The organism is Bacillus sp. z50, from assembly GCF_058313585.1.
Genome location: NZ_JBZFQL010000002.1, coordinates 610,075 through 631,842 on the forward strand (window position 1 = coordinate 610,075; position 21,768 = coordinate 631,842).

The following is a 21,768-nucleotide window of genomic DNA, read 5'->3' on the forward strand; positions in this document are numbered from 1 at the left end:
TTGTATATATATTCCAATCCATTTATGATAAGCATTTAAAAACACTTAATGTACATAATTTCTCATCCTGTGTGGCAAAGTAATTGCATAGAACTGCTTAGAGAGATGAGGGAATTAAATGAGTTCACAAACGGATACCGATAAAATTAGTTTTTGGTGTTTGGCCAGTATAGCAGCAGTGCCACTAATAATGACATTAGGTAATTCAATGCTTATCCCTGTTCTACCTATTTTAGAAAAGAGAGTTGGAATCTCCTCTTTCCAATCCAGTTTGATTATTACAAGCTATTCAATCGCCTCCATCCTTTTAATACCGATTGCAGGATATTTATCCGACCGTTTTGGGAGGAAAATGATCTTACTGCCTAGTTTAGTTTTAGCTTTTATCGGCGGGCTAGTATCAGGCTTTGCCTCTTGGAAAATGGAAAATCCATTTATGGTCATTATAATAGGACGGATCATTCAAGGAATAGGATCATCTGGTGCTTTTCCAATCATATTACCCTTAGTTGGCGATCTTTTTAAAGACGATGATAAAGCAAGCTCTGTTCTGGGAATTGTGGAAACATCCAATACCTTTGGAAAAGTTTTAAGTCCCGTACTTGGAGCTGCATTAGCCATTTCTCTATGGTTTCTTCCTTTCTTTGCTATCTCTTTTTTAAGTTTAGTCACATTTTTTATGATTCTTTTTTGTATAAAGTTGCCAAAGAAAACAGAAGAACCTCCTACACTAAAAGAATTTTTAAAGGATACCAAAAAAATATTTAAGAAGGATGGGTCATGGTTATACAGTGTATTCCTGACAGGGGCATTCGTCATGTTAATATTGTTTGCCATCCAGTTTTATTTATCTTCCATACTTGAATCCAAGTATGATATTCATCAAATTAAAAAGGGACTTGTGCTTGCTGTTCCCCTATTTTTCTTGTGTGTTGCTTCATTTATCACCGGAAAAAAAATAAAAGATAATATTAAATTAATGAAAATCCTAATTCTGGCTTCTATCATTGTTAGCGCGATTGCCATCACCTTTACAACTTATTTCGATAATATCTATATATTAATCGGAGTATTATCGATTTTTGGTGCCGGCCTTGGGACGATTTTACCGTCACTGGATGCAATTATTACTGAAAACATCGATAAAAAACAAAGAGGAACAATCACATCTTTTTACAGCTCGGCACGATTTTTTGGTGTAGCAGCAGGTCCTCCACTCATGTCTTATTTTATGAAGCATAATCAATCTTATCTTTTTTATAGCTTTGGTGCTATTTCATTGATTTTATTCTTTATTGTTCTCAAATTTATAAAGAGTGATGAAAAAGCAGCTACCTAAAAAACATGTCCCACGCCTATATAGGCAACTGGGACATGTTTTTTAATGTTATAATTATATCGGAAATTATCTTCATAAAAGGAGTGATTTGCTTTGTCACAATCAGGATGTTTAAATGTGGAAGCCTTGATGCCAGCCAAAAAGAAGTTTCTATGACAGGAACCGGTCTGTCAAAAATGTTTGATATTCAAAATAATCAATTTCTCGTAGTTTAATGCAATCATTGTGGCTATTCGGAGTTTTATAATAAAAAGTCCTCTGCTAGCAGCAATGTTTTAGACATTTTCTTTAGAGGATGATCATCCCTCCCTTCTCCTCCGTCTTACTTATGGCAGTAATCCATACCTTCCTCAAAATTAGATAACTCAATCCTCCATTTATAAGATAAAAACTCAATTAATCCTCTTAGGATAAATTTCCTGTTTTTTATTCATTACACGTTAAAAACGGTTACCTTCTTTTGTACAGGGAATGAACATAATAAGGATTTCCAAAGCCTTAATTACCAGTCAAGGAGGAATTATATGCAAAATACCAAGATGAAAGCAATAGTAATAGAAGAGTATGGCGGACAGAATGCTTTAAAAGAAAAAGTAGTTGAAAAGCCGCCTCTATTAGATAATCAGGTCTTAATCGAAGTAAAAGCTGCATCCGTCAATCCAATTGATTGGAAATTAAGAGAAGGCCATCTTGCTGATCAATATGCATTCGAATTCCCTATTATATTAGGCTTGGACGTTGCAGGAATTGTTAAAGAGGTTGGTAAACACGTCGTTGATTTTACAAATGGAGACAGGGTATTTGCACGTCCCGATACAACTCGTTATGGAGCCTATGCTGAATACACAGCTGTTGATGAATTACTAATTGCGAAAATCCCTGATAATTTATCTTTTAAGGAGGCTGCATCCGTCCCATTGGCTGGAATGACGGCATATCAGTGTTTATTTGATGCATTGGAAATTATGGAAGGACAGAAAATTCTTATTCATGGTGGTGCAGGAGGTGTTGGTTCGTACGCAATCCAATTAGCTAAACTTAAAGGAGCCTATGTAGCCACCACAGCCAGCAAAAAAAACCATGGATTTTTAAGGGAATTAGGAGCCGATCTATGCATTGACTACCATACCGAAAATATAGAAGATAAATTGACAGAATACGATGCTGTTTTAGATACAATTGGGACATCCGTTCAAACTGCCAGCATGAAAATCCTACGTCGAGGCGGCAGATTGGTATCCATTGTAGATCCGCCAAACGAAGAATTAGCCAATCGCTACGGCATTACAGAAGAATTTGTATGGTTAAATCCAAATGGTAACCAGCTAAAAGAATTGGCTAAGCTTCTTGATGAGGGAAGATTGAAACCAGTAGTTGGTGAAACCTTCCCTTTAAATGAAAAAGGTGTTAAAAATGCACACGAATTAAGTGAATCCTCTCATGCGAGAGGAAAAATAATCTTAGTAGTTGATTAATATTTAGTTATTTCTTGGGAAATGATAAATAAAGCAGGCAGAGGAGTCACGTGTACGTACCTTTGCCTGTCTTTTTCATTGGCTCAATTGCATGTAAAAAGAGGCCGCTGTAAGTCATTAAATAACCTACGAACAGCCCCTTCCCTAATTTATGCTTGACCTAAAAGAGGTCATACCACTATTTTATAGTATCTAAACCCGTATTAGATTTAACCAAAATTTCATCGAACTTCGCTTCATCTTCCTTCTTACGAGATAATAATGTCCCTACAAATCCAGCCAGAAACCCTAGCGGAATGGATACCAGACCAGGTGTTGACAAAGGAAATAAAGGGTCACCAACCAGTATCGCCGCTCCAGCTTCCGGATTAAACACGTTAGGGCTGACTAAAACAAGTCCAACTGAAGTGATTAAACCTACTACCATTGCACTGATAGCACCAGTAGTGTTAAATTTCTTCCAGTAGATTGTATAAATAATTACAGGTAAATTTGCACTGGCAGCCACGGCAAAGGCTAATGATACAAGAAAGGCGACATTTAAATTTTGTGCTACTAAAGCCAAAAGAATCGATAAGACGGAAACACCAACAGATGCATATCTTGCCATCTTAACCTGCTCTTTTTCAGTTGCCTTTCCTTTTCTCAATATCTCATTATAAAAATCATGGGCAAACGCAGATGCCCCAGTTAATACAAGACCAGCAACAACGGCCAATATTGTCGCAAATGCAACTGCCGAGATAAAAGCAAACAATATATCCCCACCAATAGCCTTGGCTAGTAATGGTGCTGCCATATTCCCTGCTGCATTCGCGTTTACTATATCAGCATTACCCACAAAAGCTGCTGCTCCAAATCCAAGGAAAATGGTCATGACATAAAAAATCCCAATGATCCAGGTAGCATATACAACTGAGCTTCGCGCTGTTTTAGCATCCTTTACCGTAAAGAATCGTACAAGGATATGTGGCAAACCAGCGGTTCCAAGAACAAGTCCCATTGTTAGCGATAATGTATCTAGGCCATCAGTGTATTTTACCCCCGGATTCAGGAACGCCTCCTTTAATGGAGTAGCTGTACTCATCTGTTCAAACATACTTGCAATATTAAAATTAAATTTGGCAAAAACGATGAATGAAATGATAAAGGTCCCTGCCATCAGTAATACAGCTTTGACAATTTGAACCCAGCTAGTAGCATGCATGCCACCAAAAATAACGTATATGGTCATGAGAGCTCCAACAATTAAAACGGAGGTGGCATATTCTAAGCCCAGCAATAATTTAATCAGTGCTCCTGCCCCTACCAACTGAGCAATCATATAAAATATAGAAATAGACATCGTATTAAAAGCAGCTACACCACGTATTTTTTTTGCATCAAACCTTGCTGCCAGCATGTCTGCCAATGTATATTTGCCCAGATTTCTAAGTGGCTCAGCCACCAAATAAAGTACAACCAAGTAAGCGACCAAAAAACCTATACTATAAAAGAAGCCATCAAAACCTGTTAAAGCGACTGCACCGGCTATTCCCAAAAACGAAGCTGCAGACATATAATCACCCGCTATTGCTAAGCCATTTTGCCAACCGGTCAGACCACCTCCTGCTGTGTAAAACTCACTCGCATTGTTTGTTCTTTTAGAAGCCCAATAAGTAATGAGCAAAGTAACAAATACAATAGCGAGAAACATAAAAAAAGCCGTATAATTCATCTACTGTTTACCCCCTATTTTCAACACCTTATCACTTAAGCGGTCAAATCTGGTTGCTCTTTTAGAATAGATCATACATAACGTCCACGTCATAATAAACTGTGCAAATGCAAATACCCACGCCCAAGTGATATGTCCATAGAAAGAATTATTCAGCACCGATGAATAGGATGTCATTATGGGAAGTGCAAAATAAAAGATTAGGAAAAACAAGGTTAAGGGTATTATAAATTTTTTCTTTTCATTTAAAAGTTGTTGAAACTCTGGACTTTTTACAATAGCCGAATAATCCCTTTTCCCCTTTTGTTCCTCCTTGGATAACATTTTTTCTTCCATCTTAATCCCCTTTCTAATATTTAATTGAAACGCTTACAAAATATTCTAAATATTCTAAACACTATTAGTATACTTCATTCAGAGCCTTTGGTAAATCAATATTTAGGCTTATTTTTATACAAGTTAAAATGAGGTTTGAATATGGGAGACCGTTTATTGAAAAAGGATTTACATACAGCAATTCCAGTCAACTAAACACTACAAAAAAGAGTTATTTAAGTAAGGATGTTGCTAATAGCATATAAAAAAGAGATAGCTTTTTGCTATCTCAGTGGTTGAAAGAAGTATTTACCTTTTATCCAGATGATTCTTTAGAATTTTATAAATGAGAATACCAGCTAAAATCCCCACCAATGAAAAAATAATCCCTTTAAGGATGTCTTGTGGTTCATTTAAGTCTTGTTTAAATTCATATTCTTCTCTTCTATCTGCTTTCACATATTGACCATCGGATTCTTGTACGGCTAACGCTTCCTCTGTACTAACCTCTTTAATAGTAAAGTATTTAGTACCTTTCGGATAAGCATTAGAAAAATTACCCGATTGCGGTTCCATATCCGAATACTTTGTTACTTGTCCAATTTCATCCCCAATTTCGGTCACAGATTCTTCACTTACCTCATAGACATACCCGCCCCAAACCACAAACGGATATAACCATTTAGTTGCCATTGCTTTTGCTGGTAAAAATGAAGTAAGTAAAACAAATAAGACTGTAATCAAAAGCAGATATTGTTTTTTCAACTACATTCCCCCTTTTTCGGGATTATTACTCATTATTCAAGTTTCATTGATAGTCTTGTTGAAATAGCCTACCTCAATCTTTAGTAAAATATCATTATTTTTATAATACCACAAAATGGATATTCGTTTTTTATTTAAGAGCACAAAAAAAGAGACCTAAAATGGCCTCCTTTAAAATCAATTTATATAATCCGTAGGATTTATAGCATTGGCTTTACTTTGTGTCCAAGGTCCTTTATGAAGCTCAAAGTGTAAATGCTGACCCGTTGAACGTCCAGTATTCCCCATCAAACCGATTTGTTGACCCTTGCTGACAGTTTGTCCAGTACTTACTCTCATACTATTGTCTCTCATATGCGCATACACAGTTGTGTATTGTTGTCCATTAATATAGTGAGTGATAAATACTACATTACCATAACTGGAAGATTTGTAAGCTCTAGATACAACACCGCTTGCAGCTGCCACGATTGGAACAGTACCAGATGTTGCAATATCAACTCCGCCATGTGATTTTCCCCATCTTGGACCATATCCAGAAGTATAATACCCTGCAGATGGTTTCATGAACATGCCAGATGAGCTGCTTGAAGCTGGTGCACTGTATGTTGGTTCACTGACTTTTGGTGCACTAGATTTTTTAACAGATGAACTTCCTGTAGATGCACTAGAAGAGGATTCACTCTTTTTAGCTTCCTCTGCTCTTTGTGCTGCAAGTTCAGCCTGACGTTTTTTTTCTGCAGCCGCCTCAGCCGCTTTTTGTCTGGCAACTATAGCCTGACGTTCTTTTTCCTGCGCAATCGCTTTGCTTAAAGCTGTTTCTTGGGCAGCTAAGATAGAAGATTCTTCTTCCATACTTAATTTATGCTCTTCCAAGTGTTTCTCTTCAAGTTTAAGCTTTTTCATTAGTTTATTTTTTTCTTGCTTCTGATTTTCTTGTTTTGCCTTCAAATCTGTTAATTCTTTTTTCATAGATTCTAAACTTTGAAGCTTAGTTTCTACTTCTTGCTTTTTCTTCTCTAAATCCTTTTTATCTTTTTCTTGTTCAGCGATTAGATCATTATCAGCTTCCATTATTGTAGATACGGCATTCACCCGTTCAACAAAGTCGCCAAAGCTGCTCGCTCCCACTACAACTTCCAGATAATTCATCTTACCGCCTGTAACCTGATAGGATCTAGCACGTTCTTTTAATAATTCTGTTCTTGCTTCAATCTTCTCTTCAAGTACTACGATATCTTTTCTTAATTGTTCAATATCCTTTTTTGTGTTATCAATTTTTGTATTTATCTTGTCAATTTTTGAATTCGTTTCAGTAATCTCTGATTCCAGCTTTTTAAGTTGTGCTGTTAAATCAGTTTGCTGATCTACTACATGACCGATAGATTCGTTTGTTTGATTAATATCTTGATTTACTTTCTCTTTTTCGCCTCTAATTTGATTCTCTTTTTTCTCTAATTCTGATAAGGATGCAGCCGTAGCATATCCTCCTGATAATAATGACCCTGCACCAACTGCTAAAGCAATGTTAAACGCAATAAATGACTTCTTCAAGCAATGATCCCCTTTCAATGTCTCACATGTTAGTTTGTATCTTGCTTCTCTCTATATAAGTGACTATTAAAAATTCATATATATAATTGCCAATCAAACCAATGATTGGTACTGCCTTATTATATCAATCTGACAATTTTTTTCTACCATTCAAACATTACATTTATATTTCGCGGAATTTCGATCTTGTAATATATTTAATAAAGTCCATTTTTCTAGTAATTTCGACATACTTTTTGCTAATAAAACTACAATTCGCTATTAAAAATGAATCTTTTCACCCATAGAAATAAACCTGGTCTTTCAAAAGGAAAACAAAAGTTTATATTTTCTGAATTATTGGATAATAATAAAAAGCCTGTTTCTTTACAGAAACGGCTTCTAAAACAAGCTTATCTATTCAAAATAAATCAGGAAGTCTCTTTTTTCCTGCGTGGGGCTCTTTTTCTGGCTGGCTTTGTTGCTGGTTTTGTTTGGTCAATAGATGCCTGGAGTGCTGCCATAAGATCAACAACATTTGATGCTGTTTTCTTTCCAGCTGTAGGTGTGACCGTATCGGATTGTTTTTTCTGCTCAATCAATTCAAGTAAAGCTGTCCGGTATTCATCATGATATTTAGATGGATCAAATGTGGTAGTCAACTGATCGATTAATAAAATAGCTGTATCCAATTCCTTCTGTACAATTTCTTCAACAGCGGGGATATTGGGTACATCTGCAGCTTTTCTTACCTCATCAGGAAAATGAATGGTCTCCATTAGTAAAGTATTTTCTAAGATTCTGACCACAGCAAGCGACTCCTTTGCACGGATCGTAATTTTCGCCAGCCCAACTTTTCCTGATTCCTCCAACGCCTTCCTCAACAGGGAATAAGCTTTTGTACCGCCCTCATTTGGTGACATATAATAACTCTTATCAAAATAAATAGGATCGATTTCATCTATTTTGATAAAATCGATAATTTCAACTGCCTTGTCCTCTTGCTCTTTCTTCAATTTTTCCAGTTCTTCATCATCGAGCACAACATATTTTCCTTTCACGTACTCATAGGCTTTAACAATATCCTCTTGGCTCACCTCTTCTCCGCAAACTGAACATACTTTCGAATATTTGATAGGCGCATGGCATTTATTATGTAAGGTGCGCAGGGATATATCTTTATTCTCCGTTGCCGCATGAAGCTTTATTGGTATACTGACAAGACCAAAACTAATGGTTCCCTTCCAAATTGTATGCATAAATACACCTTCCTTTTTTTGTATATTATATCCAAACTAATTAATTTTAAAATGATTATTCAAGGTGATGTTATGGTTTATGTTCTTTTTTAATGAAGTCTATGATTTTTTTCATTTGGTTCGATTGATCAACTGTAAAGTAATTTTCAAACGGATTCATTCCCTTTACTAATCTATCCTTAACAGTTTTCATTGAGTAATGCTCTGTCTGCAACCCGCTCTTTACTTCATCCCAAAACAATGGCGCTGCAATAGAGGGGAAGGCTGTTTCCCTCGGTGAATACGGACAGATAATCGTCTTGTCTTTGTCATGTTGAATATAGTCTATATAGAGACGATTTGCTCTATTTTTTTTCATCCGTTCTATTGTAAAATTGTCCGGAAAACGATTAATTAGATAGAGAGCAATGAATTCGGTAAATATACGTGTTTCCGCATAACTGATTGTAGCTCCCTTCAATGGAAGATGAATTTGAATCCCCTTTCTGCCTGATAACTTCACGAAAGCCGTTAACTGAAATTGATCGAGTATTTGTTTCATTTCCAGTGCAGCTTTTACAGCCAAGCGTAAATCGCCTAGTTCAGGTGGATCAAGATCAAACACGATTTCTGCCGGATTTTGTTTTTTAATATCATTAAAGGGAATATGAAATTCAATGGCTGCCTGATTCCCGAGCCATAAAAGAGTTTCGATATTATTACATACGGTATAGTTAATATCATGGTTCATATCCGTTTTTACAAAATCAGGTGCATAGTCAGGTGTTGCTTTTTGATAGAATCCCTGAGAATCGACACCTTCTGGATATCTTTTAACTGTTAAGTGCCTGTCCTTTAAAAAGGGCAGCATAAAGTCTGCGACAGTAAGAAGGTATTCCAAATACATTTCTTTGGTCACTGATTGCTCTGTCCAGATGATTTTCCATGGATTCGTAATGGCTACCTGTTCATATTGGGACAGTACTAATTTCGTCCATGTACAGGCTGTCCAATTCTCAGTCACCGCCAGGCTTATATAGACCGGAGAATTTAATTTATAATTTGTTACTGCCTTGTATGCCACTTGAATGCAAATACCAGGAGGGACCTTATAAATTTGGTTTTGCTGTGCTTTCCCAGTTTGATGTAAAATACCTAAAATTGCCTCGCGCTCTTCATCAGTAAAAGCTTCTTTTACTTCAGCAACCTCAATGATTTTTTCTTCATGAAGAACTGCCACTGTACAGACTTTATTTTCACTATCATATTTAGTTAAAAAACATAGACCTGTATATCTCATATCTCAAGCTCCAATAAACATTCCTTTGGATTACGGTCGACAAATGATTCTAATAAAGGCTGCCTTAATGTCATAGATTCTGTCCATTCCAGATAAGAGACCTTCACTGTATAAATGGGTTGTATCCAGTGATACTGCTTTGTATTTCCCACTTTTGAGGTGAAAGGATTTTCAGTTTGTAAGGCTTTTTCCATAAATTCTTTAATCACCTTCCACTCATCCAGCTTATAGCGTCCTTTTCCTGCACGACCAATATACTTGAGTCCTCCCGAGGAGTCATACAATCCCAGTACTAAGGATTGCAGTTCACTCCCCTTTGTCACATATCCCCCAACTATAGCAATGAGGTCTTTATAAAATTTCACCTTCTGCCACCGACCGTCTTTCCCATTCAAGCTATAGGGTTTACGCAAATCCTTTGCAACGATACCCTCTAATCCCTGCTCCTTGATGGCCTCGTATAATGCCTCTCCATTCGAAAAGCTTTCTACAACCTGTACATTCTCTGTTGGCGTAATTATAGATGACAATAATCTTTGACGTTCTGCAAGTTCGTCATCAATAACCCATTTTCCATCCAGGTAAAGAATATCAAAAATCATATAGATGACAGGTCGTTCCTTTATGGAAAGATGAATCAATTCTGATCGGTTCATCCGGTCCCGCTTCATTACCTCATGAAAAGATGGCTTTCCATCTTGCATAGCGATAATTTCGCCATCCAAAATTACAGAGGATGCAGAACAATAGCTGCCTAAATCCGTAAACTCCGGATATTGCTTTGTTCTATTATTTAAATTACGATTAACCAGCTCTACTTCATCATCTATTTTGTAAACTAACATCCGCACACCATCCCATTTAACCTGGAAGATCCATTCCTCCCCTATTGGTATAACTTCAGCGGAAATCGGCTCAAAGGGTTTTATAGGGTCCATATTTTCACCTTCCATCTAATAGTGCAACAGCATTCGACATTTCATATTTATAGTATGGGAATAAAAACAAAGAATATGTCAGAGAGTGAATGAATTCCGCCGGAATCGTTGTCATTATTTTATGAGGCAGTAGTATCATTAGAGGATTATAAAACCTCCAACGAACTAAGTAACTTGGCTTCAAAAATTTTGGAGGCATCTGAAGAGACAAAACATATGATCCATTACGGTGTTTAAAAGAAATCCTTGCTAAAGATACAAAAAAGATAGCCATTGCCTTGGCTACCTTTTGAGTGCTATCTATTAAATGATGATTACTATAATTACAGAATCTTTTATCAAATAACCGTATCTTATTTACTGGATGTAAATTAATCTACAATAAACTCACTTACAGTAATGATTCAGTTCCATCGACATATATTTCGGTACCGGAAACATGACTTGATTCGTCAGATGCAAGGAAGTATACCAAATTCGCTACCTGTTCAGCTGACCCCGGACCATCTGCCAATGGCTGCATTCCCTCAGGATATTCGATTGGTATTTCGATTTCCTTTAAACTTTCAGACTTAGTTGTGCTGCTATCTATATTTGTTTCAATTGCACCAGGACAAATAGCATTAACCCGAATTTTATATCTGGCCAACTCTAAGGCTGCCATCTTCATAAATCCAATTTGTCCGGCTTTTGAAGTACTATAGGCTGCCATACCAAAACCAGCGAACCGTCTATTTCCATTGATTGAGCTTGTGATTATCATGCTGCCACCTTGCTCTTTCATATAAGGAATGCAGTATTTAACAAACAAGAATGTGCTTCTAAGGTTCGTTTCAATTACTTCATTCCAATCCGAAATTTCAAATTCTTCAATAGAAGATAAGGTCCCGTTTATACCAGCGTTACTGAAAAGAATATCAAGCCTTTCCCACTTATTCATGACCTGTGAAATTCCTTCACGAATTTGGGCTTCATCACGGATATCAACCTGATAAACACAGGCTTCTCCTCCTGCATTTGTGATTTCTTCCTTTACTTTCTCTGCATTATCAAGATCTATGTCCATAATACAGACACGAATGCCATTGTCCGCAAACTTCTTAGCTGTGGCTGCGCCAATCCCAGAACCTCCACCAGTAACGATTGCAACTTTACCCTTTGATTTTTCAGATAACGCCATACGTTTCATCTCCCATGCACATTTCTATTTATCTACTTATTTATCCATTAAGCACAATATTGAAACGTATGCCCGAACAGTTTATACATATATTCATAGAACATTCCCTATATTCCACCAATTTTTTAAAAATTATTTTCAAACCCTCTTATAAACCGTACTACTAACAGATATAATTAACATATCAAGCATACGGTGCTGCCGAAAGGAGAAACAACAGGTTTATGTTTTCACTCAACCAATTTATAAAAAGCAGAGGGTTCGTCCGTTTTCTCACCATCTTATTTTTGATAGGGATTTTCTATGCCCTTAGAGGTATGATGAATTTAGTTCTATTCACTTTTATTTTTATTTTCTTAATGGGCGGTTTGGAGAGAATCATTTCATCGTCCCTATCAAAATTCAGCCCAATACGAGTTAAACCACAAATAATAATTTTCCTGCTCTACACAGTCATAATTTCCTCTTTGGTTATGATCGTATATAAATACATACCTATTATTACAATGCAAATAACCGACCTTGTAAAAGTAATTATTGATTTTTATAAACACCCGCCTGATAACACAGCAATCGATGTTGTGATCAGTGCAATGCAGAAATTTGTATCACCTTCTGAAATTGAGGAAAATGCAGTGGCACTGTACAGTTATGCTGCGAATATCGGTAAATTAAGCCTGCAGTTATTTTTAGCTCTGCTGCTAAGTTTATTCTTTCTTTTGGAAAAGGAAAAAATCAAACGATTTACCGGTTCATTCAAGAAAAGCAAACTGGGCGTTTTATTCACTGAATTAGAGTATTTAGGTAATATCTTTGTAAATTCATTTGGTAAAGTTATTGAAGTTCAATTTTTAATTGCATTTGTTAATGCTATATTATCGACTATTATTCTATATTTCTTAGGATTTCCACAGCTATTAGGGCTCGCATTTATGATTTTCCTATTGGGACTTATTCCTGTTGCGGGTGTTATTATTTCCTTAATTCCTCTTTGTACAATTGCCTATAATATTGGCGGAGGAGTGCATGTTTTATATATAGTTATCCTAATAGCAGCCATACATGCTTTGGAAAGTTATGTACTAAATCCTAAATTCATGTCGGCCAAAACTCATTTACCTACGTTTTTCACATTCCTGGTATTGGTGTTCGGTGAACATTTCCTTGGAATATGGGGCTTGATTTTAGGTATTCCTATTTTTATCTTCTTATTAAATATGCTTGATGTTCCAGATGCTGAAGTGACTGAACCTAAGAATATATAATGGATCGTAAAATAGGCATGAGTTTCGGAATCTTTCGAACTCATGCCTATTGTTATTCTTAAATATAATTCAACCGTACGTCTTACAGAGCACGGCTGCAGTCCACCCTTTTATATTCGTTGTCTGTACAAGGTTGATAGCTCTTTCGTAAAACCATCAATATCAGAAAAATCATTTTCAAGTGATTGAGCCAGCTGCCCCTTTTCAATGAATAACACCCGGTCGGCAAGTTCTGCGGCAACATCCATCATATGAGTAGAGAAAATCGTAATCGTGCCTGCTTCTTTAAGCTTTTTAATCATTTCTATAAATTCATTAATCCAGTAAGGATCGAGCCCATTGGTCGGCTCGTCCATAATTAAAAGTCTTGGTTCAGCTAAAATCGATTGGCCGAATAACAACCTTTGTCTCATTCCTTTAGAAAGATTTTTTACGAGCTCTTTCCGCTTGTCGGTTAATCCCAAACGATTAATCACCTCTCTCACTCGTTCATTGGAAATCTCTCGGATAGCTGCATAAAAAGACATAAACTCTCCCACATTCATGTCGCCCTGAGCATAAAATTCATCAGGCATATAACCGATCAATGATACATATTCTTTATTTTGTGCAGTCATATTGACCCCATCCAACAGAACGGTTCCGGCTGAGGGGGAAGAGATACTGGCCAAAATATTCAGGATAGTACTTTTTCCAGCACCATTCCCTCCGCATAAAGAAACACATTGCCCTTCCTTCACTGCCAACGAAAATGGCTGCAACGCTGTATTGGTTTTATAGTGTTTTGAGATATCAGTCACTTCTAACCCTGTCATTGTGCTCTTCTCCTTTTTAAATACCAAATTGCAATAAAGCCTAACGCAGCAATAAATACAAACGCATATAAGAATAGTACACCCCATACAATTCCTTCATTAAATAGCGGAACCAATCCATCATAGGCTTGGCCGAAGATAGAACCGCCGTCCAATCTAATCACCAAGAAAAAGCGTAAGAATTCTGCTGGATTTATGATCATCGCAATTTTCATAAGCACTCCTATCATTGAATAAGGTAAAGCACCTAAAATAGCAATTAACGCAGTCGGCCATATCATAATAAGAAGAAACCAGACTGCAACAGATAGAGTAAGTGCCTGCCATTTCGTGCTTACAAATGATCCTATAAAAAGGCCAAGTGTCAGGAAAAACAAGATTAACAGCATACTAAATAGAAAAAGCACAAGCATCCAAGTTAACGAAATATCAATCCCAGTCAGCAACCCAATTACCATACTCAACCAATACGCCAGTGAAAAACACACTGCCTGGGCAGTAAACTGGCCTCCAAGTTTACCAAAGAAGTAGGAGACGATATCTAATGGATACGTACATAATAATCTCCATTGGCCATTTTCCATTTCATTAGCTATTGAAAAAGAGCCAAAAATCAACATAAATAATGGCAATATATATAACATAATATTAACGACTGTTCCCGTAATATTTGTATATCCTGAGATTGCTCCATTTGTCCGCTCCAATGCCAATAAAAGAGAAATGACAACAATCCATAGAATGGCGATTGAATAATACGAACGGCCCCGTGATGTCATTCTCCATTCAGAGCTCCATATGTTCCACATTCTTCTTACCTCCCGTGACGACATCTAAATAAAAGGCAACCATGCCGGCTGCCTTGTTTTTTTCACCTGTTAACTATGGCTATGACTGTCCGTTTCCTTATGATTCATCTCTTTATGCTGTTTCCAATCATGTTTTTGTAAATCTTCATAGGATAATAAACTTCCCCCTGATTCTTCAGCAAATTCTTCAGCACTTGATTGGTCTTCAAAAGAAATTACATTGTATGACATTGGCGTCTTGATTTCTTCTCCATATACGAAATAGGATTTTTCAAATTCTATCCATTCTTTAGAATGATAATCACGTACAAAGGTCTTCTCAATTTCCTTATTCTCGTTTTCATCTGTCCAATTAAACATGCAACCGATATCATCAAAAACAAATGTTTTACCATCAGTTAAGATAATTTCTGTTGCATGCTGATTATCCGCAACCGACATATTACAGTTTGCGCATGTGTCAGTCTTCGAATCAATTTCCACTGGCTCAGTCGATTCATTACCGCAAGCAGACATAAGCATAACTGCAATTCCGATTAACGCAATTTTCCATAATGATTGTTTCATCGTTGTTTCCTCCCTTTTATGAATAGAAATAAACTGCCTATATACAATAATCCGCTGACTATCCATACTGGCAGATCAGCTTGATTGTTTTGATTGTTTGATTGGATAGGGTCCATTAAGGGACCTGAGTCCGTTAATAGCTCTTCATCGGTACTTTTCAGCATTTTTTGCAGAATTGTCATGCCCGGTGCCTGAAAAAAGAGTTGATACTCAGGAACTTCCTCTGTCAAAGCCAGAAAATAAGGATCGGCTCGGTAGATTAAATTACTTATACCATCTCCGTCTGAATCTATTTTCGCTGATGCGTCCCAGTAGTTCCCATCCAATTGATTCCCTTCACTTTCAATAGCCTGAGCGTCATTTACATTACCCAGAAAATCATTTTGATAGATTCGATTATTCTCTGATTCTTTAAACTGAATACCTACAAAATTTGATTGCAGCCTGTTATCCTTAACGGTATTCACATTGGCCTTTTCAATAAATATGCCAATCCGGTTATTGTGAATCTCATTTGTTTCAACAGTAACATTCCTAGAGTCATATAGTAACAAACCCTGAGAATTCACATTTTCATTATTTTCGGTGAATGTATTCTTACGTACCATTGCATCTTCAGCCCCCATAATCATGGCGCCGGTAAAGTTATTGAATGATTCATTTTCTTCAATCAAACAGGAATTGGAATACATTAAATGCACCCCATAATGGGCATCCCAAATTTTATTATTTTTAAATGTATTATGGTGGCTGTATTCTACATAAAATCCATCCTGAACATTCCGTATTGAATTTTTACCGAACGTGTTGTAATTTGACTCCCACAGATTAATAGCATGGCCTTCAGATGTCCCTGTAAATGAACTTTCTAGCACACTTACATGATTCGCCTTATCCAGTTTAATACCAGTCCCAGCTGACTTGATTGTGAGATTGTTAAGTTTATGATAATTTCCAGCCAGCACAATTGCAGATTCCTCAATTGGTAGGCGTGTTGCCTCTATTTCAATATTTGATATTTGTACACCCTCACCAGAAATGTTTATAAAGGATCCCTCTCCTGTATAACTCAGCACTGTATTTTCTGTTCCTTTAATGGTCATTGGCTTATTAATGGAAACCGGATCTTCATAGGTACCGCTTTTAACAATCAATGTTCCTCCAATGGGCGTTTGGTCAATTTGCTGCTGCAGAGTTGATTCTGCGAAACTACTCGGTTCATATATAATCAATAACGCTACAAACACTAAAAAGATGCGTAACCTTTTCATCATTAACCCACCTTTTTCTATCAATCGTTTGCTCCACTTTAAGCAGTTGATGGTATGATCATATTCATTATAATTTATATAATTATTTTACTTGAAAAATAATTATATTTTCCAGCATAAAGGTATCAAGCCCATCATCATATTGTATTAGGAGCTATTTTATGGAGAATTTTATATGTTTCAGCATAGAAGTTTAATAGGTTAAATTTACAGGCAACTATTATTGCAGAAGATTATTCTTGTGCAGGGGAAGTAACCAGGGAGATATTAGAGGGATAGGAAGAGTTCTTGCGAAGCAATGACCGAATAGGGTAAGTAAACTAACCGAAAATCTTAATAGACATTTGAATGCCAGATATGAATGGATTGGAACATAAAATAAAAGCCCACTACCATCTGTCAACATTATTATCACCACTGTGTCCTAACGACATTGTATATTTAGGTGAAGCGTTTACAAACGTTAACCTAAATCTTTGAAACAAATGGAAAAAGGAACTGAATGAACAGCCACACATAATTTCAATGTACAGTTCCATTATCATTTAGCAATGTTTCTTTAACCTCAACAGCCCTTTTATAATAAATAGATTTCGGCATATTCTTTATTAAATCACATGTTTTGTTAATTTGCTCCAGGGCTTCATCCTTGTGGCCCTGTTGATTTAAACAAAGAGCAATATAGATTCCTGCAGACTGTACCATTCCTACATCGATTGGATGCACCAACGCACCGGATAGATGACATTTAAGCAGATTTTCCAAAGCTCGATCAATTTCTCCCAGACCATATAGTGCTTTCCCATATTCCAGATAATAAAGTTCGTCTATCTTTTCCGGATTTATCGCAAATTCTTCTAGGTAGTGAATAGCTTTTTTGTAGTCTTTTGTTATTTCATTATGATAAACCGCATATAAAAGTGGAAACATCATCAATGCAATCTTATTTTCCGAAAAAATCGCATATTGACGAGATTTACTGATTAATCTAAGAAACTCCTTATCATCCTTCATCACAAGCGGATAATTGGAAGCAATCCTGTATATATCATCCATACGATAATAGACATTCGTCTCTTTGGACAATGCGATGGCTTCCTGCATTCTTGTATGGGATTCTTTATATTCTTCCAACGCTAATAAGACGATTCCTTCATCCAATAAAAGCTTTAATTGAAATACCGTATTTTCTTCAAGTCCATTACCAGAGTAGAATTTTCTAATTTCATTCAAAATGGATAAAGATTCATCCCAATTTCCATGAGACAAACGATACTGATGATAAATCCATAATGTTTCAGCACTGTCTAAGAATAAAGAATTCATCTTAAAATAGGAGGCTGCCAATTCGATATATTTCTTCATGTTTGGTTTATCTAAATAAAGGCCTGCTTCCGCATAAAGGCTGTATAACTTCGCCTCCATTACTCCCTGAGGCATATTTTCAGAAACCACATGGGATAATTTATCGTAAATAGCTGAATAATTCTCTTGTTTTTTATCATTCTTTATCTCATTTAATAAAGGTAGATAATCCTCTTTCTCATTCAGAAGATCACTAGGTTCACAACCAAGCTGTTGAGCAAGATATTCAAGTGTGCTCATCGATGGGGTTGCTTTACTGTTTTCAATTTGGCTCAGCATTCCTTTTGTCAATCGATTTCCAGCCAACTCGGATTGGGTCATCCCTAAAGCTTTCCGTAACGTTTTAATTTTATTGCCCAGCATGGTTATCCCCTCCTTATGGAAAGTATACGGTAAATAATTCTGATCCACAAATTAAAGTTTAATTATTTTAAACTTTTTGTTGACTTCCAAAAATTAGTATTTATATAATAAGTTTAATGACATTAAACTTTTAAACTAAAGGAGAAAAGCCCATGAGTGTACGTTATACCGAAGCAGAACAAGAGAGATTAAGCGCAAGGAATATTTTATTGTTTTTTATTGGAAAATTTATTTCATTATTTGGTGCAAGCATCTATTCATTCGCCATCGGATTATACATTTTAAAAATTACCGGTTCGGGTACAAGTTTTGCACTTGCTCTTGTGTTTGCCTCTGTTCCCAGAATTATTTTTGGACCAATTGCCGGAACCCTTGCAGATCGCTTTAACCGCAAAACAATCATTATATTGACGGAAATTCTTAGCGGAATACTCATGTTTTTTATGATTGCCTATTCTCACTTTTCGGGGCTCTCACTTGCATTGTTATATACATCAGAAGTACTGCTAGGGATTTTTTCTACTTTCTTTTCTGTGACTGCATCTTCAACCATTCCCTCAATGGCTGGGGATAAATCTATACAAAAGGCTGGCTCTTTAAATCAATCCGCATCATCGCTTGCCGGTATACTCGGTCCAATCATAGCTGGTATTTTATACGGGTTCTTAGCAATTGAGGAAATCATTCTGCTAACTGGAATCACCTTTATACTTGCCGGTATAATTGAATTATTTATTATTTTCAACCTGTACACTGAGAAAGCGGCACAACAGGAAAAGACGCAATTCATGAAAAGTTTGGCTGAAGGCTTCTCCTATTTAAAAGAAAACGATTTTTTATTCTCCCTGCTCAAAGTATCACTTTGGATTAACTTCTTCTTTGCGGGTATAAATGTTGCAATCCCCTACATCCTGAACACATCACTGAATTTTTCTTCTCAATCATACGGAATTGCTGCTTCGATGGTATCTGTTGGAGCACTTATCACATCATTGATCATTTCACAACGTCCTGAAATGAAAGATAAATTAAAGAAAATTAGATTGGGCTTAATTGGTTTAGCAATACTTGTCATTATGATTGGCTTGCCTCCTATGCTCCAAATGACTTCTGTGATTGCCAATGTCAGTTACTACATCATCGTCCTTGGAATGATAGGTTCCATCGTCATGGTTGTAAATATTCCTATTCATGTATTAATACAGCGTACAACCCCGAGCCACTATCTTGGTCGTATTTTCGGATTAGTTGAAACGATTGCATCTGCAATCTCACCGCTTGGGATGATTCTTTTCGGTGTCTTGCTTGACTACATACCAGCTTTTTATATACCTCTCATCACTGGATTTTCACTGCTCTTAATTAGCTTTCTTGCCATGTCAAAAGTAAAAGAACCAAAGGAATCTGAATTGGCAAGTTAATGATAAAGAAGTATCGCCCGGCTTGGGTTATATCCAGCCGGGCATTTTTATACTCCCCTAATTGTTTTTACTCGATTATAGGCGTATCTTGCAGATTCCTCTATAATGAATTGATTCTGATTGAATTTCTAGCTGGTTACTGTCTGTATCGACTTCGATTCGAGCCGAATCGGGCTAGATTCCGGCCGATTCACTGCTTTAATACAGCCGATTCCTCTTCGAATCCAGCCAATCTGAGCTTGAATCCGGCCGATCGCCCCTTGAATCCAGCCAAGCTCTAAATCAAGCATGACACAAACCGTCTCAGCAATTCAAAAAAGCCCCTTTATGCGATAATCTAAACTATCGCATAAAGGGAGCTCCAACTCTCATTTACTATTATTTTTCTTTAGGAAATGCCTTAGAATACAAATTATATCCGCCATCAAGGTTCTTAACTTTAATGCCGTTTCCTTCAAGTATTCTGGTAGCTAAGTAACCCCTCATACCTACCTGGCATGTAAGATATAAATCTTTATCAGTCGGTATCTCTGATAATCGCTCTCTCAGTTCATCAACAGGAATATTGACCGAGCCGGCAATTGCTCCTTTAGCAACCTCAGCAGGTGAGCGGACATCAATTAAATAACCTCCGTTTTCCACAATCTCATCAATTTCATGCCATTGCACTGTGCTGACCATTCCCTCAATAATATTGGTTGCTGCGTAACCAGCCATATTTACAGGATCTTTAGCTGAGGAATATGGAGGAGCATAGGCAATCTCGATATCCGGAAGATCCAATACAGTTAAGCCACCTTTGATAGCTGTCGCGATAACATCAATACGTTTATCTACCCCATCCTTTCCAACTGCCTGCGCTCCGTATATTTTCCCCGTTTCCTTATCGAAGATCAGTTTCAAATGCAATTGGGAAGCACCTGGATAATAGCCAGCATGGCTGCTTGGTGCAACATGAACAACCTCATATGGTATACCTAAACGCTTCAGCATCTTTTCATTGCTTCCTGTTGAAGCAACGGTCAATTCAAACACCTTGGCTATGGAAGTGCCCAATGTACCGTTATAAACACTTTCTTTCCCGTGAATATGATCCGCTACTAAACGCCCTTGACGATTGGCAGGCCAAGCGAGCGGCACATAAGTATCCGTTCCGTTAATATAATCCTTTACTTCAATGACATCACCGACCGCATAAATAGATGGGTCTGATGTTTGCAGATGCTCATTGACTTTTATCGCATTCCGAACCCCAAGCTCGAGGCCGGCATCTTTCGCAATGGTACTTTCAGGTTGAACACCAATCGCTAAAAGTATCATATCCGTTTCTACTTCTTTGCCGCTTTTCAAGCGAATGATACGACCATTCTTCTCAAAAGATGATACACCATCCTCAAGTATTAAATGAACTCCATTGTCCCGCAAATGTGTGTGGACCATTTGAGCCATCTCCAAATCAATTGGCGCCATCACCTGATTTCCCATCTCAATAACTGTTACATCTATGCCGCGCTCCCGTAAATTTTCAGCCATTTCAATCCCAATAAACCCGCCGCCAATGATAACAGCCTTCTCAGGTTTATCCTGATCTACCTTTTCTTTGATACGGTCCGTATCAGGAACATTCCGAAGCGTATAAACAGATTTAGCCTCATCGATTCCCGGAATGGCTGGCCTAACCGGTTTTGAACCCGGAGATAGGATTAGCACATCGTAGGATTCCTCATATTCCTCGCCTGTCATTGCTTTTCTGGCTATGACAGTCTTCTGCTCCCGATTGATTTTGATAATTTCTGTCCAATTACGTATATCTAAATTATAGCGTTGCCCCATTCCTTCAACTGTTTGAACAAGCAGTTTAGTACGGTTTTGGATAACTTCTCCTATATAATATGGAAGACCACAATTCGCAAATGAAATATATTCACCTTTTTCAAACATGATGATTTCATCTTTTTCGCTTAGACGGCGCAGTCTTGCCGCAGCAGATGCTCCGCCTGCCACACCGCCAACAATTAAAATCTTCATTTTAATAGACCTCCATTAGTTCATCGATTAGTCTAATCGTAATATACCCTATTGGGTATGTCAA

18 protein-coding genes and 1 pseudogene are annotated in these 21,768 nt (G+C 37.0%); 5 read left to right on the forward strand and 14 right to left on the reverse strand.

Going from position 1 to position 21,768, the window contains the following annotated elements; translation table 11 throughout:
- Positions 1 to 118: 118 nt before the first annotated feature.
- The 3 genes and pseudogenes from AC4G3N_RS08800 (at position 119) to AC4G3N_RS08810 (ending at position 2,814) form a co-directional block, all read left to right on the forward strand.
- Entirely contained in the window at positions 119 to 1,339 is a 1,221-nt protein-coding gene (locus tag AC4G3N_RS08800) for an MFS transporter (RefSeq protein ID WP_066100997.1), read from the forward strand.
- A gap of 93 nt (positions 1,340 to 1,432) precedes the next feature.
- Positions 1,433 to 1,638, forward strand: a pseudogene (locus AC4G3N_RS08805) (zinc ribbon domain-containing protein).
- Between the two features lie 225 nt (positions 1,639 to 1,863).
- Positions 1,864 to 2,814, forward strand: a complete 951-nt coding sequence (locus AC4G3N_RS08810; protein ID WP_066101002.1) for an NADP-dependent oxidoreductase — start codon at positions 1,864 to 1,866, stop codon at positions 2,812 to 2,814.
- A gap of 178 nt (positions 2,815 to 2,992) precedes the next feature.
- On the opposite strand, the gene AC4G3N_RS08815 is transcribed toward AC4G3N_RS08810, so the two are convergent.
- The 8 genes from AC4G3N_RS08815 to AC4G3N_RS08850 form a co-directional block, all read right to left on the reverse strand.
- Positions 2,993 to 4,531, reverse strand: coding sequence for a solute symporter family protein (locus tag AC4G3N_RS08815; protein WP_139891326.1), 1,539 nt, complete (start codon positions 4,529 to 4,531; stop codon positions 2,993 to 2,995).
- Positions 4,532 to 4,867 (reverse strand): DUF485 domain-containing protein, encoded by a 336-nt coding sequence (locus AC4G3N_RS08820; RefSeq protein ID WP_066101009.1) that lies wholly within the window; start codon positions 4,865 to 4,867, stop codon positions 4,532 to 4,534. It lies immediately after the preceding gene.
- 288 nt (positions 4,868 to 5,155) lie between these two features.
- Positions 5,156 to 5,611, reverse strand: a complete 456-nt coding sequence (locus AC4G3N_RS08825; RefSeq protein WP_066101010.1) for a hypothetical protein — start codon at positions 5,609 to 5,611, stop codon at positions 5,156 to 5,158.
- A 177-nt stretch (positions 5,612 to 5,788) separates the two neighbouring features.
- Positions 5,789 to 7,165, reverse strand: coding sequence for a murein hydrolase activator EnvC family protein (locus AC4G3N_RS08830; protein ID WP_491090020.1), 1,377 nt, complete (start codon positions 7,163 to 7,165; stop codon positions 5,789 to 5,791).
- A gap of 410 nt (positions 7,166 to 7,575) precedes the next feature.
- Positions 7,576 to 8,403, reverse strand: coding sequence for a non-homologous end joining protein Ku (ku, locus tag AC4G3N_RS08835; protein WP_490558221.1), 828 nt, complete (start codon positions 8,401 to 8,403; stop codon positions 7,576 to 7,578).
- A 70-nt stretch (positions 8,404 to 8,473) separates the two neighbouring features.
- Positions 8,474 to 9,682 (reverse strand): non-homologous end-joining DNA ligase, encoded by a 1,209-nt coding sequence (gene ligD, locus AC4G3N_RS08840; protein WP_491090021.1) that lies wholly within the window; start codon positions 9,680 to 9,682, stop codon positions 8,474 to 8,476.
- Complete coding sequence (locus AC4G3N_RS08845) at positions 9,679 to 10,620, reverse strand: ATP-dependent DNA ligase (RefSeq protein WP_066101018.1); 942 nt, start codon at positions 10,618 to 10,620, stop codon at positions 9,679 to 9,681. The genes ligD and AC4G3N_RS08845 overlap by 4 nt, the downstream gene beginning before the upstream one ends.
- Before the next feature lie 391 nt (positions 10,621 to 11,011).
- Positions 11,012 to 11,800: an SDR family oxidoreductase gene (locus AC4G3N_RS08850; RefSeq protein WP_490558219.1), complete on the reverse strand. Its 789-nt coding sequence runs from the start codon at positions 11,798 to 11,800 to the stop codon at positions 11,012 to 11,014.
- Positions 11,801 to 12,024: 224 nt separating this feature from the next.
- Between AC4G3N_RS08850 and AC4G3N_RS08855 the strand changes: the two genes are divergently transcribed.
- A complete protein-coding gene (locus tag AC4G3N_RS08855; protein ID WP_066101033.1) occupies positions 12,025 to 13,065 on the forward strand; it encodes an AI-2E family transporter in 1,041 nt (346 codons plus the stop codon).
- A gap of 110 nt (positions 13,066 to 13,175) precedes the next feature.
- On the opposite strand, the gene AC4G3N_RS08860 is transcribed toward AC4G3N_RS08855, so the two are convergent.
- The 5 genes from AC4G3N_RS08860 to AC4G3N_RS08880 form a co-directional block, all read right to left on the reverse strand.
- Positions 13,176 to 13,880, reverse strand: coding sequence for an ABC transporter ATP-binding protein (locus AC4G3N_RS08860; RefSeq protein ID WP_490558218.1), 705 nt, complete (start codon positions 13,878 to 13,880; stop codon positions 13,176 to 13,178).
- Positions 13,877 to 14,689, reverse strand: a complete 813-nt coding sequence (locus tag AC4G3N_RS08865) for an ABC transporter permease (protein WP_066101040.1) — start codon at positions 14,687 to 14,689, stop codon at positions 13,877 to 13,879. Before AC4G3N_RS08865 ends, AC4G3N_RS08860 begins: the two co-directional genes overlap by 4 nt.
- A gap of 69 nt (positions 14,690 to 14,758) precedes the next feature.
- On the reverse strand, positions 14,759 to 15,256 hold the full coding sequence (locus tag AC4G3N_RS08870; protein ID WP_140461220.1) for a nitrous oxide reductase accessory protein NosL: 498 nt from the start codon (positions 15,254 to 15,256) through the stop codon (positions 14,759 to 14,761).
- Positions 15,253 to 16,527, reverse strand: a complete 1,275-nt coding sequence (locus AC4G3N_RS08875; RefSeq protein ID WP_180349915.1) for a right-handed parallel beta-helix repeat-containing protein — start codon at positions 16,525 to 16,527, stop codon at positions 15,253 to 15,255. Before AC4G3N_RS08875 ends, AC4G3N_RS08870 begins: the two co-directional genes overlap by 4 nt.
- Positions 16,528 to 17,049: 522 nt before the next feature.
- Positions 17,050 to 18,255 (reverse strand): helix-turn-helix domain-containing protein, encoded by a 1,206-nt coding sequence (locus tag AC4G3N_RS08880; protein ID WP_066101050.1) that lies wholly within the window; start codon positions 18,253 to 18,255, stop codon positions 17,050 to 17,052.
- 152 nt (positions 18,256 to 18,407) lie between these two features.
- Between AC4G3N_RS08880 and AC4G3N_RS08885 the strand changes: the two genes are divergently transcribed.
- Entirely contained in the window at positions 18,408 to 19,676 is a 1,269-nt protein-coding gene (locus tag AC4G3N_RS08885) for an MFS transporter (RefSeq protein ID WP_066101053.1), read from the forward strand.
- Between the two features lie 378 nt (positions 19,677 to 20,054).
- Here the strand turns inward: AC4G3N_RS08885 and cdr are convergent, their stop codons facing one another.
- Positions 20,055 to 21,704 (reverse strand): CoA-disulfide reductase, encoded by a 1,650-nt coding sequence (gene cdr, locus AC4G3N_RS08890; protein WP_491090022.1) that lies wholly within the window; start codon positions 21,702 to 21,704, stop codon positions 20,055 to 20,057.
- Between the last annotated feature and the right edge of the window lie 64 nt (positions 21,705 to 21,768).

Bases quoted from the DNA above. Each gene is read 5' to 3' on its own strand.
- AC4G3N_RS08850 (WP_490558219.1), bottom strand. From the start codon at position 11,800: ATGGCGTTATCTGAAAAATCAAAGGGTAAAGTTGCAATCGTTACTGGT.
- ligD (WP_491090021.1), bottom strand. From the start codon at position 9,682: ATGAGATATACAGGTCTATGTTTTTTAACTAAATATGATAGTGAAAAT.
- AC4G3N_RS08800 (WP_066100997.1), top strand. From the start codon at position 119: ATGAGTTCACAAACGGATACCGATAAAATTAGTTTTTGGTGTTTGGCC.
- AC4G3N_RS08855 (WP_066101033.1), top strand. From the start codon at position 12,025: ATGTTTTCACTCAACCAATTTATAAAAAGCAGAGGGTTCGTCCGTTTT.
- AC4G3N_RS08880 (WP_066101050.1), bottom strand. From the start codon at position 18,255: ATGCTGGGCAATAAAATTAAAACGTTACGGAAAGCTTTAGGGATGACC.
- AC4G3N_RS08870 (WP_140461220.1), bottom strand. From the start codon at position 15,256: ATGAAACAATCATTATGGAAAATTGCGTTAATCGGAATTGCAGTTATG.
- AC4G3N_RS08815 (WP_139891326.1), bottom strand. From the start codon at position 4,531: ATGAATTATACGGCTTTTTTTATGTTTCTCGCTATTGTATTTGTTACT.
- AC4G3N_RS08875 (WP_180349915.1), bottom strand. From the start codon at position 16,527: ATGAAAAGGTTACGCATCTTTTTAGTGTTTGTAGCGTTATTGATTATA.
- AC4G3N_RS08885 (WP_066101053.1), top strand. From the start codon at position 18,408: ATGAGTGTACGTTATACCGAAGCAGAACAAGAGAGATTAAGCGCAAGG.
- AC4G3N_RS08810 (WP_066101002.1), top strand. From the start codon at position 1,864: ATGCAAAATACCAAGATGAAAGCAATAGTAATAGAAGAGTATGGCGGA.
- AC4G3N_RS08860 (WP_490558218.1), bottom strand. From the start codon at position 13,880: ATGACAGGGTTAGAAGTGACTGATATCTCAAAACACTATAAAACCAAT.
- AC4G3N_RS08865 (WP_066101040.1), bottom strand. From the start codon at position 14,689: ATGTGGAACATATGGAGCTCTGAATGGAGAATGACATCACGGGGCCGT.
- ku (WP_490558221.1), bottom strand. From the start codon at position 8,403: ATGCATACAATTTGGAAGGGAACCATTAGTTTTGGTCTTGTCAGTATA.
- cdr (WP_491090022.1), bottom strand. From the start codon at position 21,704: ATGAAGATTTTAATTGTTGGCGGTGTGGCAGGCGGAGCATCTGCTGCG.
- AC4G3N_RS08845 (WP_066101018.1), bottom strand. From the start codon at position 10,620: ATGGACCCTATAAAACCCTTTGAGCCGATTTCCGCTGAAGTTATACCA.
- AC4G3N_RS08820 (WP_066101009.1), bottom strand. From the start codon at position 4,867: ATGGAAGAAAAAATGTTATCCAAGGAGGAACAAAAGGGGAAAAGGGAT.